This window comes from Pseudomonas sp. GW821-FHT07B01, assembly GCF_059419065.1.
In genome coordinates this window covers 368,910-384,623 of record NZ_JBWKRA010000001.1, presented here as the reverse complement: position 1 = coordinate 384,623, position 15,714 = coordinate 368,910, and the positions used below count along the sequence as shown (strand labels likewise).

8 protein-coding genes and 1 other RNA gene are annotated in these 15,714 nt (G+C 60.9%); 7 read left to right on the top strand and 2 right to left on the bottom strand.

What is annotated here, in order from left to right; genetic code table 11:
- Positions 1 to 117: 117 nt before the first annotated feature.
- Both xdhB and xdhA read right to left on the bottom strand, forming a co-directional pair.
- Positions 118 to 2,517 carry a xanthine dehydrogenase molybdopterin binding subunit gene (xdhB, locus tag AC07S6_RS01770; protein WP_495111559.1) on the bottom strand — a complete coding sequence of 800 codons (2,400 nt, stop codon included), beginning with the start codon at positions 2,515 to 2,517 and terminating at the stop codon, positions 118 to 120.
- Positions 2,510 to 3,958: a xanthine dehydrogenase small subunit gene (gene xdhA, locus AC07S6_RS01765; protein WP_495111558.1), complete on the bottom strand. Its 1,449-nt coding sequence runs from the start codon at positions 3,956 to 3,958 to the stop codon at positions 2,510 to 2,512. Before xdhA ends, xdhB begins: the two co-directional genes overlap by 8 nt.
- Before the next feature lie 280 nt (positions 3,959 to 4,238).
- Here xdhA and AC07S6_RS01760 point away from each other — a divergent pair, with 280 nt between their 5' ends.
- The 7 genes from AC07S6_RS01760 to AC07S6_RS01730 all read left to right on the top strand — a co-directional run bounded on the left by AC07S6_RS01760 (position 4,239) and on the right by AC07S6_RS01730 (position 15,600).
- A complete protein-coding gene (locus tag AC07S6_RS01760; protein WP_034128379.1) occupies positions 4,239 to 4,898 on the top strand; it encodes a GntR family transcriptional regulator in 660 nt (219 codons plus the stop codon).
- 2 nt (positions 4,899 to 4,900) lie between these two features.
- The gene (smc, locus tag AC07S6_RS01755) at positions 4,901 to 8,389 is read left to right on the top strand and encodes a chromosome segregation protein SMC (protein WP_495111557.1); all 3,489 of its coding nucleotides are present in this window, start codon (positions 4,901 to 4,903) and stop codon (positions 8,387 to 8,389) included.
- A 259-nt stretch (positions 8,390 to 8,648) separates the two neighbouring features.
- Positions 8,649 to 9,512, top strand: coding sequence for a cell division protein ZipA (gene zipA / locus AC07S6_RS01750; RefSeq protein WP_197881190.1), 864 nt, complete (start codon positions 8,649 to 8,651; stop codon positions 9,510 to 9,512).
- Between the two features lie 87 nt (positions 9,513 to 9,599).
- Positions 9,600 to 11,966 carry an NAD-dependent DNA ligase LigA gene (gene ligA, locus AC07S6_RS01745; protein WP_197881189.1) on the top strand — a complete coding sequence of 789 codons (2,367 nt, stop codon included), beginning with the start codon at positions 9,600 to 9,602 and terminating at the stop codon, positions 11,964 to 11,966.
- 160 nt (positions 11,967 to 12,126) lie between these two features.
- Positions 12,127 to 13,293 (top strand): zinc-binding metallopeptidase family protein, encoded by a 1,167-nt coding sequence (locus AC07S6_RS01740; protein ID WP_495111556.1) that lies wholly within the window; start codon positions 12,127 to 12,129, stop codon positions 13,291 to 13,293.
- 98 nt (positions 13,294 to 13,391) lie between these two features.
- An RNA gene (ffs, locus tag AC07S6_RS01735) (signal recognition particle sRNA small type) lies at positions 13,392 to 13,488 on the top strand.
- A 150-nt stretch (positions 13,489 to 13,638) separates the two neighbouring features.
- Positions 13,639 to 15,600 (top strand): hypothetical protein, encoded by a 1,962-nt coding sequence (locus AC07S6_RS01730; protein WP_495111555.1) that lies wholly within the window; start codon positions 13,639 to 13,641, stop codon positions 15,598 to 15,600.
- Positions 15,601 to 15,714: the final 114 nt, after the last annotated feature.

The window sequence follows — 15,714 nt, the reverse complement described above, 5'->3', positions numbered from 1 at the left end:
CTCAACATTTCTGCTGTTAGTTCGGCCGCTATCGCAGGCAAGCCAGCTCCCACATTTGATCGGGTTAGCACCTCAAAATGTGGGAGCCGGGCTTGCCCGCGATGGCAGCGCCTGGGTCTAGAGCGAAGCCAATTCAGTGTCAGCCTCGACAGCTTTCGCTGCCCGCAACTGCCGCATCTGCTCACACCCCCACAACACCCGCTCGGGCGTGGCCGGCGCATCGATCTTGGGCTGCTGGCGATAGTCAGCCAAACTCGCCACCGCGTCCTTGATCGCACACCACGACGCAATCCCTAGCATGAACGGCGGCTCGCCCACGGCCTTGGAATGGAACACCGTGTCTTCCGGGTTCTTGCGGTTCTCTACCAGCTTCACCCGCAGGTCCAGCGGCATGTCGGCCACTGCCGGGATCTTGTAGCTGGCCGGGCCGTTGGTCATCAGCTTGCCCTTGTTGTTCCACACCAGCTCTTCCATGGTCAGCCAGCCCATGCCCTGGATGAAGCCGCCTTCCACCTGGCCGATGTCGATGGCCGGGTTCAGCGAGGCGCCCACGTCATGCAGGATGTCGGTGCGCAGCATTTTGTATTCGCCGGTCAGGGTGTCGACGATCACTTCGCAGCAGGCCGCGCCGAACGCGTAGTAGTAGAACGGCCGCCCGCGTGACTGGCTGCGGTCGTAGAAGATTTTCGGGGTTTTGTAGAAACCTGTGCTGGAGAGCGATACCTGGGCGAAATACGCCTGCTGGATCAACGCCTCGAAGCTCAGGATCTGCTCGCGCACGCGCACATGGCCGTTGCGAAACTCCACGTCCGCCTCGCTTACGTCGTACTTGCGCGCCGCAAATTCCACCAGGCGCTGCTTGATGGTTTCGGCCGCATTCTGCGCGGCCTTGCCGTTCAGGTCGGCGCCGCTGGAGGCAGCGGTGGGCGAGGTGTTGGGTACCTTGTCGGTGTTGGTGGCGGTGATCTGGACGCGGTCGATTTCTACCTGGAATACCTCGGCCACGACTTGCGCGACCTTGGTATTCAAGCCCTGGCCCATCTCGGTGCCGCCGTGGTTCAGGTGGATGCTGCCATCGGTGTAGATATGGATCAGCGCGCCGGCCTGGTTGAGGAAGCTGGCGGTGAACGAAATACCGAATTTCACCGGGGTCAGCGCCAGGCCTTTTTTCAGGATCGGGCTGTGGGCGTTGTAGAGGCGGATCGCTTCGCGGCGCTCGGCATATTGGCTGCTGGCTTCCAGTTCGGCGGTCATTTCTTCGAGCATGTTGTGCTCGACGGTCTGGTAGTAGTGGGTGACGTTGCGTTCGGTCTTGCCGTAGTAGTTGGCCTTGCGCACCGCCAACGGGTCTTGGCCCAGATGGCGCGCAATGGCGTCCATCACTTCCTCGATGGCGACCATGCCTTGGGGGCCGCCGAAGCCGCGATAGGCCGTGTTGGAGGCAGTGTTGGTCTTGCAGCGATGGCCATTGACCGTGGCGTCGCCCAGGTAATACGAGTTGTCGGCGTGGAACATGGCGCGGTCGACAATCGAGTTGGACAGGTCCGGCGAACAACCGCAGTTACCCGCCAGTTCCAGGTTGATGCCGTGCAGTCGGCCGTTGTCGTCAAACCCTACGTCGTATTCGATATAGAAGGGGTGACGCTTGCCGGTCATCAGCATGTCTTCGACCCGTGGCAGGCGCATCTTGGTCGGCTGGCCAGTGAGGCGCGCCACCACGGCGCACAGGCACGCCGGGCTGGCGGCCTGGGTTTCCTTGCCGCCGAACCCGCCGCCCATGCGGCGCATGTCCACGACGATCTTGTTCATCGACACGTCAAGCACTTCGGCCACCAGCTTCTGCACTTCGGTGGGGTTTTGCGTGGAACAGTAGACGATCATGCCGCCGTCTTCGGTGGGCATCACCGAAGAGATCTGGGTTTCCAGATAGAAGTGTTCCTGGCCACCGATATGCAAGGTGCCCTGGATACGGTGCTTGGCGCTTGCCAGCGCAGTGGCCGAATCGCCGCGCTGGTGGGTGTGGCTGTCGAGCACGAAGTGCTTGTTGCGAAACGCCTCGACCACATCCAGTACCGATTCCAGGTCTTCATATTCGATCACCGCCGCCATCGCCGCCTTGCGTGCGGTCTCCAGGTCGCGGGCGGCCACGGCCAGTACCACCTGGCCGACGAACTGCACGGTGTCGATGGCCAGCAGCGGGTCGCCGGGCATCAACGGCCCGATGTCTTTCAGGCCCGGTACGTCTTCATGGGTGATGGCAATGCGTACGCCGTCGAAGGCGTAGCAGGGCGCGGTGTCGATGCTGATGATCCGGGCATGGGCGCGGTCGGACATGCGCGCATACAGGTGCAACTGGTTGGGAAATTCCAGGCGGTCGTCGATGTACTGCGCTTCACCGCTGACGTGCTTGGCGGCGCTGTCATGCTTGACGCTGCGACCTACCCCGGTGGTGAGGTCCTGGGCAAAGAGTGCGGCAAGTTCGGCCTCGGTTTTTACCACGGTGTGATGGTTAGACATAAGCGGTCACCCGAGTTTCGATGTGCGGCGTTTGCAGTTCGATGAAGTATTTGCGCAGCAGGTTCTGCGCGCTGAGCAGGCGGTATTCCTTGCTGGCGCGGAAGTCCGAGAGTGGGGTGAAGTCCTGTGCCAGGGCGGCGCAGGCTTTCTCGATCGTGGCCAAGTTCCAGATGGCGCCCACCAACGCGGCCTCGCAATTTTTTGCGCGTTTTGGTGTGGCGGCCATGCCTCCGAAGGCAACGCGAGCCGCGCTGATCACACCGTTGTCGATGTTCAGGTTGAACGCTGCGCACACCGCGGAAATATCGTCGTCCAGGCGCTTGGACACTTTGTAGGCCCGGAACAGCGTGTGGCCCTTGGGCACGATGATGGTCTCGATGAACTCGCTGTCCAGGCGCGCGGTGACGCGGTAGTCGACGAAATAATCTTCCAGCGCCAGGGTGCGGCGTGTGTTGCCTTTGCACAGCACGATCTGGGCGCCCAGGGCAATCAGCAGCGGCGGCGAATCACCAATGGGCGAAGCGTTGCCAATATTGCCGCCCAGTGTGCCCTGGTTGCGGATTTGCAGGGAGGCGAAGCGCTGCAGCAGTTCGCCGAAGTCCGGGTATTCGTGGTGCAGCGCGGCGTAGCAGTCGGAGAGGGCGGTGGCCGCGCCGATTTCCAGGCGGTCGTCGAACTGCTCGATGCGCTTCATGGCTTCAATGTTGCCGACGTAGATCATCACCGGCAGGGTGCGGTGGAACTGGGTGACCTCCAGCGCCAGGTCAGTGCCGCCGGCCAGCAGGCGGGCTTGCGGATAGGCGTCATAGAGGTCGGCCAGGTCGGCGACGGTCAGTGGCACCAGGCAGCGCTTGTCACCGCTGTTGAGTTCACCGGTTTGCGTCGGCGCGATGGCCTTGAGGCGGGCGATGGTTTCAGCCTGGCGGCTGTCGAATTGATCCTGGGGCTTGTTGCAGCAGGCCTGTTCGGCGGCGGCGAGGATCGGGCGATAACCGGTGCAACGACACAGGTTGCCGGCCAGGGCTTCATGGGCTTTCTGGCTGTCGGGGGCATCGCTGTTCTTTTGCAGGGCAAACAGCGACATCACAAAACCTGGGGTGCAAAAGCCGCACTGCGAACCGTGGCACTCGACCATGGCCTGTTGCACGCTGTGCAGTTGGCCCTGGTGCTTGAGGTCTTCGACGCTGATCAGTTGTTTGCCGTGCAGTGACGACACGAACGTCAGGCAGGAATTGAGGCTGCGATAACGAATCTGCTCGACGCCTTGCTCGTCGGTATGCAACTCGCCGACCACCACGGTGCACGCGCCACAGTCGCCGCTGGCGCAGCCTTCCTTGGTACCGGATTTGCCCACATGCTCGCGCAGATAGTTGAGCACGGTCAGGTTGGGGTCCAGGGCGTGCTCGCTACGGAGTTCCTGGTTAAGTAAAAACTGGATCACGGAAGGCCTCGCAGACTCATTATTGTTGTTAACCGCTTTGCGCCGAATCTAGTCATGTCTGACTTTTCGGTCAATGGTTTTCTGACCTAAGGGTCAAGAAAATACGATCACAACACTTTCAATTATGGTCCAGTCTTCTGGAACCGGCGTTTTTGGCGGCTTACAGGCTTTCAACGTAGCTTATTTCGTGCCAAATTCGCCAAGGTGGGCGTAGCGCCATCAGCGGGCCAATGCGCTACACTGCCGCGCTTGTACCGATAGCAGATTTTGAAGGGAAAACATGACGTTCAAGGCGCCGGACAGTCTCGCCGAGCAAATTGCTCACCACCTCGCCGAACGTATCATTCGCGGCGATCTCATGCCTGGGGAGCGGATCCAGGAACAGAAGGTCACGCTGGCGCTCAACGTCAGCCGTGGTTCCGTGCGCGAAGCTTTGCTGATCCTTGAGCGCCGCCATCTGATTGCGATCCTGCCGCGCCGTGGCGCCCACGTCACCGAACTCACCGCGCACAAGGTGCAGAGCCTGTGTACGTTGATGGGCGAGATGTACATCCTGCTCGGCAATGCGGTTGCCGAAGGCTGGCAGACCCAGGCCGACATGGCGCCGTTTCTGCAGATCCAGCAACGCCTTCAATTGAGCCTGGAGCGTGAGGACATCCGCGCTTTCGTCGAAGAAAGCTTCAATGTGATGCGCGCTGCGTACCCCTTCGCCAACAACCCGTATTTGCAGGAAACCGTCGAAAACCTGCAACCGGCGATGAACCGCGCCTATTACCTGGCGCTGGATCAGCGCAAGGCGTCCATGAGCGAGTTCCTGGCGCTGTTCGAGCAATTGCTCGCCGCAGTACTGGCCCGTGACCTGGTGCAGATTCGCCTGGTGCTCACAGCCTATTGCCAGCGCAGCAGTTCGCTGGTCATCGCAGCCTTGGCGGACGCCTAAGCGTGCGGCTCAAGTGCATCAAGTTGGCGGGGTTCAAATCCTTCGTCGACCCGACCACCGTCAACTTCCCCAGCAACATGGCGGCGGTGGTGGGGCCCAATGGCTGCGGCAAGTCGAACATCATCGACGCCGTGCGCTGGGTGATGGGCGAGAGCTCGGCGAAAAACCTGCGCGGCGAGTCGATGACCGACGTCATCTTCAACGGCTCCACCAGCCGCAAGCCGGTGAGCCAGGCCAGTATCGAACTGGTATTCGATAATTCCGACGGCACCCTGATCGGCGAATACGCAGCCTACGCGGAAATTTCCATCCGTCGTAAAGTCACCCGCGACAGCCAGAACAGTTACTTCCTCAACGGCACCAAGTGTCGCCGTCGCGATATCACCGATATCTTCCTTGGCACTGGCCTGGGCCCGCGCAGCTACTCGATCATCGAGCAGGGCATGATCTCCAAGCTGATCGAAGCCAAGCCCGAAGACCTGCGCAACTTTATCGAAGAAGCGGCTGGCATCTCCAAATACAAGGAGCGCCGCCGCGAGACTGAAAACCGTATCCGCCGCACCCACGAAAACCTCGCCCGCCTGACCGACCTGCGCGAAGAGCTGGAGCGCCAGCTCGAACGCCTGCACCGCCAGGCCCAGGCCGCCGAGAAGTATCAGGAATACAAGGGTGAAGAGCGCCAGCTCAAGGCGCAATTGTCGGCCCTGCGCTGGCAAGCATTGAATGACCAGGTGGGCCAGCGCGAAGCGATTATTGGCACCCAGGAAGTCAGCTTTGAAGCGCTGGTGGCCGAGCAGCGCAATGCCGACGCCAGCATTGAGCGCCTGCGTGACGGTCACCATGAGTTGTCCGAACGCTTCAATCTGGTGCAAGGCCGCTTCTATTCGGTGGGCGGTGACATTGCCCGGGTCGAGCAGAGTATCCAGCACGGCCAGCAGCGTTTGCGCCAGTTGCAGGATGACTTGAAGGAAGCCGAACGCGCACGCCTGGAAACCGAATCGCACCTGGGCCATGACCGTACCTTGCTGCTGACCCTGGGCGAAGAGCTGGACATGCTCACCCCCGAGCAGGAAATCACCAGCGCCGCCGCCGAAGAAGCCGCCGCCGCCCTGGAAGAATCCGAAGCCACCATGCACGGCTGGCAGGAACAGTGGGACGCCTTCAACCTGCGATCCGCCGAGCCACGCCGCCAGGCCGAGGTGCAGCAGTCGCGCATCCAGCAGTTGGAAACCAGCATGGAACGTCTGGCCGAGCGCCAGCGTCGGTTGCAGGAGGAGCGCGTATTGCTCGCTGCCGATCCGGAAGACGCGGCGATCATGGCGCTGAGCGAACAACTGGCCGAAAGCGAAATGACCCTGGAAGAGCTGGAGGCCAGCGAAGAACAGCAAGTGGAGCGCCTGGAGCAACTGCGCCAGCAATTGCACACCGCGACCCAGGCGCAGCAGCAAGCCCAGGGCGACTTGCAGCGGCTCAATGGTCGGTTGGCTTCGTTGGAAGCCTTGCAGCAAGCCGCGCTCGACCCCGGCACCGGCACCGCCGAATGGCTGCGCGACCAGCATTTGGCCGAGCGCCCACGCCTGGCCGAAGGCTTGAAAGTCGAAGCCGGCTGGGAACTGGCGGTGGAAACCGTGCTGGGTGCCGATCTGCAAGCGGTGCTGGTAGATGATTTCGGCGGCTTTGACCTGGCCGGGTTTGCCCAGGGCGATTTGCGCCTTCTCAGCCCGGCGCCCGAGGGTGCTCGGGTACCGGGCAGCTTGCTGGACAAGGTCGAGGCGGCGATGGATCTGGCGCCATGGCTGGGCCAGGTCAGGCCCGTGGAGTCCCTTGAACAAGCCTTGGCCCAACGTGGCCAATTGGCGGCCGGCGAAAGCTTGATCAGCCGCGATGGTTATTGGGTCGGCCGCCACTTCCTGCGCGTGCGCCGCGCCAGTGAGGCGGAAAGTGGCGTATTGGCCCGTGGCCAGGAAATCGTCAACCTGAGCGCTGAGCGTGAAGAACGCGAAGCCACACTGGAAAGCCTGGAAACCGAACTGCAAACCCTGCGCGCTACCCAGCGCCAGCAGGAAACCGGCCGCGAACACCTGCGTCGGCTGTTGCAGGACGAAGCGCGCCAGCAAGGCGAATTGAAAGCCCAGTTGTCTGCGAGCAGGGCCAAGGTGGAGCAATTGACCCTGCGCCGCACCCGTCTTGACGAAGAAGTGGCCGAGATGGGCGAACAGCGCGCCCTGGAACATGAACAGATCGGTGAAGCGCGCCTGCACTTGCAGGAAGCCCTCGACAGCATGGCCCTGGACACCGAGCAGCGCGAGTTGCTGCTGGCCCAGCGCGACAGCCTGCGTGAGCGCCTTGACCGCGTGCGCCAGGAAGCCCGGCAGCACAAGGACCACGCCCATCAGTTGGCCGTACGCTTGGGCTCGTTGCGCGCCCAGCATGATTCCACGCGCCAGGCCCTTGAGCGCCTGGAGATGCAGTCCGAACGCCTGACCGAAAAGCGCGAGCAACTGAGCCTCAACCTGGAGGAGGGCGAGGCGCCGCTGGAAGAGCTGCGCCTCAAGCTTGAGGAATTGCTCGACAAGCGCATGACCGTCGATGTCGAACTCAAGACCGCCCAGATCGCCCTGGAAGACGCCGACCGTGAACTGCGCGACGCCGAAAAGCGTCGCACCATGGCCGAGCAGCAATCGCAGTTGATCCGCGGCCAGCTCGAACAACAGCGTATGGAATGGCAAGCCCTCAGCGTGCGCCGCAAGACCTTGCAAGACCAATTGCTGGAAGATGGCTATGACCTGCACGGCGTGCTCAACACCCTGACCGCCCAGGCCAACGAGAAAGACGCCGAAGAAGAACTTGAGCGAATTGCCGTACGTATTCAACGCCTGGGCGCGATCAACCTCGCCGCTATCGATGAGTACCAGCAGCAGTCCGAGCGTAAACGTTATCTGGATGCCCAGGACGCTGATCTGGTTGAAGCCCTGGACACCCTCGAAAACGTGATCCGCAAGATCGACAAGGAAACCCGCAACCGCTTCAAAGATACCTTTGATCAGATTAATGGCGGTTTACAGGCGTTATTCCCAAAAGTTTTCGGTGGTGGCAGCGCCTACTTGGAACTGACGGGCGAAGATCTACTCGATACAGGGGTAACGATCATGGCGCGGCCTCCGGGCAAGAAGAACAGCACCATCCATTTATTGTCCGGCGGCGAAAAAGCCCTGACCGCATTGGCCCTGGTATTTGCCATCTTCAAGTTGAACCCGGCCCCGTTCTGCATGCTCGACGAGGTTGACGCACCGCTGGATGACGCTAACGTTGGACGCTACGCTCGGTTGGTCAAAGAGATGTCCCAGACGGTGCAGTTCATCTATATCACCCACAACAAGATCGCCATGGAAATGGCCGACCAGTTGATGGGGGTGACGATGCATGAGCCCGGCTGTTCGCGATTGGTCGCAGTGGATGTGGAAGAGGCGATGGCGATGGTGGAATCCTGAGCCACGCTGGGAGAGAGAATTTACAGCACGCTGTAGGGCGATTTACCGGCCTGGGGAAAGTGGCAAATGGACATATTTGTTCAAGGCATTTTGACAGACGGTGTAAAGTTATCTTTGGTCGTGCTAGTTTAATGTCAATTTTTCGTGTGCGTGGGCAAAACGTCAGTCAGAACATAGAGTTGGCGCCACGTTTTAAAGCGGTTTGCACGGTGCTAAACCCCTTATTTTTCAGCATTTTTTATTAGAGGCACGGGATTACATGGAAATCGGTCTGCGCGAGTGGCTGATCGTCATCGGCATTATTGTCATTGCCGGTATTCTTTTCGATGGCTGGCGCCGCATGCGCGGTGGCAAGGGCAAGCTCAAGTTCCGGCTGGACCGAAACCTGTCCAACTTGCCTGACGACGACGGCGCCGCCGAGCTGCTGGGGCCGCCCCGTGTGCTGGATACCCATAAAGAGCCGCAACTGGACGAGCACGACCTGCCGTCGATGAGCGCCCCGCTGCGTGAAGCCCGCGAGCCGTCGTCCAAGCGTGGCAAGCGCGCTAGCGCGGCGGTTGCCGAGCCGCACCAGGGCGACCTGAACCTTGACGTCGATGATGGCCCGAGCTTCAGCAGCCGCGATGACGATTTCCCGGACGAGACGTCCGCCAAGAGTGCGGCGCGCCAATCGGTCAACGATCAGCCGGCTGCCGAAGAAGTCCTGGTCATCAGCGTGATCTGCCGCGACGCCGGCGGTTTCAAAGGCCCGGCACTCTTGCAGAACATCCTCGAAAGCGGCCTGCGTTTTGGCGAGATGGATATCTTCCATCGTCACGAAAGCATGGCCGGTAACGGCGAAGTGCTGTTCTCCATGGCCAACGCGGTCAAGCCGGGCACGTTCGATCTGGACGATATCGACCTGTTCAGCACCCCGGCGGTGAGTTTCTTCCTTGGCCTGCCAGGCCCGCGTCACCCCAAACAAGCGTTCGACGTGATGGTGGCCGCTGCCCGCAAGCTGTCCCAGGAGCTCAACGGCGAGCTCAAGGACGACCAGCGCAGCGTGCTCACCGCCCAGACCATCGAACACTACCGTCAGCGCATCGTCGAGTTCGAGCGTCGCGCCCTGACACAGAAACGCTGAGGATCGATCTTAAGCGTTGTCTGTAGAATCCGTGCACTAACATATTGAGCAGCTTCGGCTGCTCTTTTGCTTTATGAGAGAACACCCATGACCGCCGCCCAAACCCGCATCCTCGAACTGCGTGCTGAACTGGATCAGCATAACTACCGCTACCACGTCCTCGACGAGCCGAGCATCCCGGACGCCGAGTACGACCGCCTGTTCCATGAACTCAAGGCCCTGGAGGCCGAGCACCCGGAACTGGTGACGCGTGATTCACCGACGCAGCGGGTCGGCAGTGCGGCATTGTCGGCGTTCACCCAGGTCAAGCACGAGATCCCGATGCTCAGCCTGGGCAACGCCTTCGATGAAACCACCATGCTGGAGTTTGATCGCCGGGTCACCGAGGGCCTTGATCTGCCGGTGGGCGATCTGTTTGGCGCTGGCGCGGCGGTGGAATACAGCTGCGAGCCGAAGCTGGATGGCCTGGCGGTCAGCCTGCTGTACCAGGATGGCGAGCTGGTGCGCGGTGCCACCCGGGGCGACGGCACCACCGGCGAGGACATCAGCGTCAATGTGCGCACCGTGCGCAATATCCCCCTGAAACTGCACGGCACGGGCTGGCCAGCCACCCTGGAAGTGCGCGGTGAAGTGTTCATGTCCAAGGCCGGTTTCGAGCGGCTGAACGCCTCGCAACTGGAAGTGGGCGGCAAGACCTTCGCCAACCCGCGCAACGCCGCGGCGGGCAGCCTGCGCCAACTGGACTCGAAGATCACCGCCAGTCGCCCGCTGGAATTCTGCTGCTATGGCATCGGCCAGGTGACCGCGGATATCAGCGACACCCATATCGGCAACCTCAAGCAGTTGCAGAAGTGGGGTATGCCGATCAGCCACGAATTGAAGCTGGCCAAGGGTATCCAGGAATGTCTGGACTACTACCGCGACATCGGCGAGCGCCGCAATGCGCTGGGCTATGAAATCGACGGCGTGGTGTTCAAGGTCAACAGCATTGCCTACCAGCGTGAACTGGGCTTCCGTGCCCGCGAGCCGCGCTGGGCGATCGCGCACAAATTCCCGGCCATGGAAGAACTCACCGAGCTGCTCGACGTGGAGTTCCAGGTCGGTCGTACCGGTGCGGTCACGCCGGTGGCGCGCCTCAAGCCGGTCAAGGTGGCCGGCGTGACCGTGTCCAATGCCACCCTGCACAACATGGACGAAGTGGCACGCCTGGGGCTGATGATTGGCGACACCGTGATCATCCGCCGTGCCGGTGATGTGATTCCGCAGGTGGTCTCGGTGGTCACCGAACGCCGCCCGGAAAACGCCCGCGCCGTGCAGATCCCGCAAAATTGCCCGGTGTGCGGTTCCCATGTGGAGCGTACGCAACTGGTCAAGCGTAGCAAGGGCAAGGAAACCGTCAGCGAAGGCGCGGTGTACCGTTGCGTCGGGCGCCTGGCCTGCGGTGCGCAACTCAAGCAGGCAATCATTCATTTCGTCTCGCGCCGGGCCATGGACATCGACGGCCTGGGCGACAAGACCATCGAGCAACTGGTGGATGAACAGCTCATCGGTTCGCCGGCCGATCTCTACAAGCTCAAATATGAACAGATCATCGACCTGGAAGGCTTTGCCGATATCTCCAGCAAGAAGCTGATCAGCGCCATCGAAAACAGCAAGACCCCGACCCTGGCACGCTTTATCTACGCCTTGGGCATTCCCGATGTGGGCGAGGAGACGGCCAAGGTGCTGGCACGCTCGCTGGCGTCCCTGGAGCGCGTTCAAAAGGCGTTGCCAGAGGTGCTGACGTACTTGCCGGATGTTGGGCTGGAAGTGGCCCATGAGATCCATAGCTTCTTTGAAGACGGGCACAACCAGCAGGTGATTGGCGCGCTGTTGTCGCCAGACGAATGCGGCCTGCAATTGCAGGAGCAGGGCGAACTCAGCGCGGAATTCGCCGCCAGCACCACCTTGGGCGGTTTGCTCGACAAGCTGCACGTGCCGTCGGTAGGGCCAGGTGCTGCGCAGAAGCTCGCGGACAAGTTCGGTTCGCTGGAGGGCATCATCAAGGCTGACTGGCTCGATATGCGTCAGGCGCTGCCCGAGAAGCAAGCCAAGGCTGTGCGGGACTTTTTCGATAATGCCGACAACGCCAGCCATGCCTTGGCCATCGAGCAGCAGCTCAAGGACTTCGGTATGCATTGGCAGAGCGAGAAAAAGGTCGTTGAAGGCTTGCCCGAAGCCGGGCACACCTGGGTACTCACGGGCTCCCTGGAGCTGATGAGCCGCGATGTGGCCAAGGACAAGCTCGAAAGCCTGGGGGCCAAGGTGGCCGGTTCCGTTTCGGCGAAAACCCACTGTGTGGTGGCGGGACCGGGCGCTGGCTCGAAACTGGCCAAGGCCAATGAGCTGGGCCTGAAAGTACTGGACGAAGAGGCCTTCGTCGCCTTCCTGGCCAAGCACAACATCACCGTCTGATTGATCGTCCCCACGCTCCGCGTGGGAACGCATCCTGTGACGCTCCGCGTCACGGCCTTCGCGCAGACGCAGAGCGTCCAAGGCGGCATTCCCACGCGTAGCGTGGGAACGATCTCTCCCGAGAAATGATCTAGTCTCTGTCACCCAGGGAGAGATCGCCATGTTCCGCTACTTCGAGCAACTCAGCACGCGCATCGCCGCTCCGTTCATGGCCGAAACCTCGCGCAACAGCAAGGTGTGGCAATGCCGATGTGGCCAGTCGCTGTTCTTTCGCAACAGCCAATGCCTGGCCTGCCAGGCGGCATTGGGTTACCAGCCGCAGCAAAGCCGCCTGTCGTCCTTGCAACCTGGGCCGGTGGTCGGTACTTGGCTGGCCGACGACAATCTTGATGCTGGCGCTTTTCGGCGCTGCGCCAACCTCGACTCACCGGCTGCGTGCAACTGGCTGATTCCTGCCCACAGCACCGCGCCGTTGTGCGTGGCCTGTAGCCTGAACCGCACCATTCCTGACCTATCAATTGCGGAAAACCCCGAACGCTGGCGCAAGGTCGAAACCGCCAAGCGCCGCTTGGTGGCGCAACTGATCAGCCTGGGCCTGCAAGTGGTGCCCAAGAGCGTTGACGAAGAGACTGGCCTGGCCTTCGACTTTATCGGTATCGACCTGGAAGGCAACGCGCCCACCACTGGCCACGCCAATGGGCTGATCACCCTGGACATCAAGGAAGCCGATGACGCCCACCGCGAAAAAGTCCGTGTACAGATGCGCGAGCCATACCGGACCTTGCTTGGCCATTTTCGCCATGAAGTCGGCCATTACTACTGGGATCGCCTGATCGCCAACAGTCACTGGCTCACACCTTTTCGCAACCTGTTCGGCGATGAACGTGCCAGTTATGCCGAGGCCCTCGACCGGCACTACCAGAACGGCCCGCGCCCGGACTGGCAACTCACCTGCGTGAGCGCCTACGCCACCATGCACCCCTGGGAAGACTGGGCCGAAACCTGGGCCCACTACTTGCACATGATGGACGCCGTGGACACGGCCCTGGGCTTTGGTATGAGCGCCCGCGAGATGGACCTGGATTACCAGCCATTCCCCCTGACCACGCTCTACGACCCGCAACACCCTGGAGGCCCGGCATTCCTTTCCTTCGTCAATGCCTGGATCGAACTGGCCGGCATGCTCAACGAACTGTCCCGCGCCATGGGTCAGCCGGATTTCTACCCCTTCGTGCTGCCGCCCGCGGTGATTGCCAAGCTGCACTTTATTCACCTGGTCATCCAGGAAGAAGGCGGCAGGGCTGATGGGGTTATGGCAAGTACTTGAGCCTTCTCATTTTTTAATCCGGAACCAACGGTTGTAACTTCCGATGAGATGGGTACAATGGCGCGGCTTGCCGAGAGGCAGCGTCGTTATGGTGACCCCATCGGTCCCCCCGCAACGATTACCCGTGAACCTGGTCAGAGCCGGAAGGCAGCAGCCACAGCGGGAACATTGTGTGCCGGGGTGTGGCTGGTGGGGTTGCCTCCATAACGCTCCCTTCTGCAGTCCCTTCTAAAACTCAAGTTATTTTCAGCCAGTCATCTGTGATGCTTCCTGCACAGTGCATGACGGTCATTTCGCGTCTAGTGGCATACTCCCAAGCGTCTCTTCCCCTGGCTACGAGGCTCTATGCACTCGGAACATTTCGACTTATCCAGCCCCGTATTCTTGCCGATCACCGAGCACACCTGTGCGGGTTTGTTGGGCGGCGAGGGTTTCGATGCGCTTGTAGCCCTGAGCGAGCCCCAATTGGCGGCGGTGCTGGTGATCCAGAACCTGGCGCAGGTGCCGGAAAGCGACCTTAGTGCCAACGGTGCTGAAAAAGTGTTGGCCAAGCTGATTGACTGGGCAGTCGATGCCCGCCATTCGGCCAGTGTGTCCCTGCTCTCTGAAGCGCAGCGGCTGTTCGATCAGAGGAAGCTGTACTTCGGCCTCAATGTGGTCAAAAGCCTGAAGCTGCGCTTTCTGCTGGAGGAGGAAGTCCAGGCGCGGGACTACCTGTTACCCAGTGGCAAATGGGACGTCGAGTATAAAGTCCGCCATCTCAAGGCCAATGATCCGTTCAGCCAGCAGGTGATCACGCCCAGGCATCGCGAGCGCTGGTTGAGCGCCGAGCAGGACAAGCTGCTCAGAACCTTCCGTGCCAACCTGAACGAAGACCTGCATGTGCAAGGCTACGCAGGCATTGGCAAGAGTCACCTGCTGGTGGCCTTGCTGGAGCACCTGCGCCCGGAAAAGACCTTGCTGTTGGCACGCACCCCGGCAAAACTCGAAACCCTGCGTGCGCGCATGGTGGGAGCGCGGGAGCGTAAGGCCGGGCATACCTTCCAAGACTTCGCCCATGCTCTATTGCACGGCCCGAGGCCAAAGCCGCTGAATACGCCAGTGAGGGTGCCGACCAAGCAGGCGCTCGCTCAAGAACTGAATATCTTTGGTTTCCGCCGCCTGGAAGGGCAAGCGGTGGTGGAGGTGTGCCTCAAGGTGCTTGAGGCCTACTGCCGCTCCTGGGAGTACAGCTTGTCGGCCCAGCATTTGCCGCATTTCAAGCAACCGCTCGCCGGCGTCGATGCCAGGGTGCTGCTCGAATATGCCAGCCGGTTGTGGGGCTACCTTGAGGCGAACCCGGCCTGGGGCCGGCATACCGGGTTTGAAGCCTTGTTGATGATCAAGCGCGCCAGTCTTGCAGGCTGCGTGGTGCCCGAGCGCTATACCCACGTGCTCATCGATGAGAGCCAGGACATCCCGGCGCCGCTGTTGCAAATCATCGAGCGCGGCCGCCAGGTGCTGATCACTTTGGGGGATGAGTATCAGCAGGCCAGTGGCGGCGTGGTCAAACGCGCCCGTGAGGTTCGCCATACCGACGTGTGCTACTCCGTGCGTTCCGGGCGCAATGTCGAGCGCCTGGTCAACCCGTTGATCAGCTTGCACTCGGAAAAAAGCAAATCGCTTTTCGAGGGCGCGCGCGATGCCGATGTCGGCATTGAGTTTTATCCGCAGGGTTTCGTGCCCCCGCAAGGTTGCGTGGTGTTGACCGCTTCCCATTGGGACACCATGCAGTGGGCGATCCAGCTGAGCCACGCCCGCTGTGCGTTCGGCTTGGCGAGCAAAGAGGCCCAGCAGTCGCTCAAGCATTTCATGGACACGGTCATCGCGTTGTTCAAACCTGATTTCTATAGCAATGAGTTCAATGACCTCGGCCCCCATGCGTTTTTCAGCGACATGGCCGATTGGCAGCAGGTGCGCGAAGCCTGTCAGTTCGATGAGGCATTTCTGTGGGTCGAGGCCGAGCTGGAAAAAGGCTTTAACGTGGCGGATGTCACGCGTCTAAACAGGTTGATTGGCCATCCGGACGAGCGCGTCCTGTTGATGCTGGCGCAGGATGCGGGCGGCATGGAGTTCGACCGGGTACTGCTCACCCCGGAATTGTTGACCAATGTGAAGTTCCAGGACGCCTACGCGTTCGATCAACGACTCTGTGCGGTGTATATCGCGATTTCACGGGCCAGGGTGCAGTTGTACCTGCCCTACGATGTGGTCGAGTGGCTCGACTACCACAAGTATCAAAAGACCCGTGAATCCCACGGTTACTGACGGATTTAATCCGGCTGTTTCACAACTTTCATAACGTCCTCTGGACAATCCGCAGACCGCCTTGTTAGCTTGCGCCGGCCACTTGTTTCAGAATATGACAAGGGCGTGGATTTG